This is a genomic window from Gardnerella sp. CCPDSM (genome assembly GCF_056754715.1).
In genome coordinates, this window is the sequence record NZ_JBQEQO010000032.1 from 1 (window position 1) to 1,184 (window position 1,184).

The following is a 1,184-nucleotide window of genomic DNA, read 5'->3' on the forward strand; positions in this document are numbered from 1 at the left end:
ATGCGCTCTTAGAGTGATATATAGTACTAACAAAAAACACAGAAAAAGGAGAAAAAATCATGTGGGAACAAGATACGCTTAAAGTTGAAGATCAGGTTGTAAACTACAGCATGAAGGTTTTTGAAGAGCCAAGCGAATATGGGATTAACCAGGGTCGAATTTCCAAGCTTACTTTGAAAAACAATAACAAGGTTATCGCAAACTATGATAGAGGCTGGGATATTATGCCAACAGGCAAGCTTGCAAACGAGGCTTTAGAAATGATCCTAGACGCTAGAAACTAAAAACTTTAAGTTTAGTTAAAAGCAGCAGGGCTTTTAAGGCCCTGTTTCTCGTAGGAAAGATAAGAAATGATGTGGACGCAAGTAAGCGTCTTTTTTTATGCCTAAAGAAAGGAGGAGCTTAAGTTGCAAGCGTACGAGGTTACTAAGTTTAAAAAAGAAGATTCAACGTATAGTAAAGAGCTTGCGGATTATGCTGTAAGTTTTATCGAATGTTTAACACACACGAAGGGAACGTGGGCTGGTAAGCCTTTTAAGCTCCTTGACTGGCAGGAGCAGATTATCAGGGACTTGTTTGGCGTGGTGAAACCGAATGGTTACCGTCAGTTTAATACCGCGTATATTGAAATACCTAAGAAGATGGGTAAAAGTGAGTTGGCTGCGGCAGTGGCACTGCTTTTATGCTGTGGGGATAATGAGGAGCGAGCGGAAGTTTATGGTTGTGCGGCGGACCGTCAGCAGGCAACAATCGTGTTTGATGTGGCGGCTGACATGGTTAGAATGTGTCCGGCTCTTAACCGTAGGGTTAAAATTTTAGCTTCGCAAAAACGTATTATTTTCCTACCAACTAACAGCTTCTACCAGGTGTTGTCGGCTGAAGCGTACTCTAAACACGGTTTTAACATTCACGGTGTTGTGTTTGATGAGCTTCACACGCAGCCAAACCGTAAACTTTTTGACGTGATGACTAAAGGCTCCGGGGATGCTCGCATGCAGCCACTGTATTTTCTGATTACCACGGCTGGTACGGATACGCATTCGATCTGCTATGAGACGCATCAGAAAGCAGTGGATATTCTCGAGGGTAGGAAAATTGATCCAACTTTTTACCCAGTGATTTATGGTGCAAAAGAAACGGATGATTGGACGGATCCTAAGGTGTGGAAGAAAGCTAATCCTTCG

2 protein-coding genes are annotated in these 1,184 nt (G+C 42.7%); both read left to right on the top strand.

Going from position 1 to position 1,184, the window contains the following annotated elements; genetic code table 11:
• Positions 1-59: 59 nt before the first annotated feature.
• A complete protein-coding gene (locus tag ACTJLE_RS06320; RefSeq protein ID WP_285085381.1) occupies positions 60-284 on the top strand; it encodes a DUF7678 domain-containing protein in 225 nt (74 codons plus the stop codon).
• A 123-nt stretch (positions 285-407) separates the two neighbouring features.
• On the top strand, positions 408-1,184 hold a 777-nt coding region (locus ACTJLE_RS06325; protein ID WP_481267888.1), incomplete at its 3' end, for a terminase large subunit domain-containing protein.